The sequence below is a fragment of the Halobacteriovorax sp. DA5 genome (assembly GCF_002903145.1).
Classification (GTDB): Bacteria; Bdellovibrionota; Bacteriovoracia; order Bacteriovoracales; family Bacteriovoracaceae; genus Halobacteriovorax_A.
The window spans coordinates 1-300 of sequence record NZ_PPDJ01000005.1; the positions used below are offsets into that span (position 1 = coordinate 1).

The window sequence follows — 300 nt, forward strand, 5'->3', positions numbered from 1 at the left end:
TACGCTTTTTCATAAGCAAACTAAAGAGTGTGCATCAATCAACTTACTAGATACAGACAAACAACCACTAAAAAAGATAGGCTGTCCAAAGCATGTCTTAGAAAAACTCGAATTAGACAAAAAAGTGCGAAAACATCAAGATTGGGCCTCTTTTAAAAATGACTTAAAGAACTGCCTACAAAAAGAAGACCTTGTTTGTCTGCGCGGCTTGATTTCTCCAAATGTTGAAATTTCACCAAATGCACCAGGCTTCTTCTTGAAGAAGGAAAAATTATTAAGAAATGAGCTTGAAAAAAAAGA

At 34.7% G+C, this 300-nt stretch carries 1 protein-coding gene; it reads left to right on the top strand.

From position 1 onward, the window contains the following. The coding region (locus tag C0Z22_RS16020) for a hypothetical protein (RefSeq protein ID WP_158246874.1) at nucleotides 1-300 on the top strand (300 nt) is incomplete at both ends.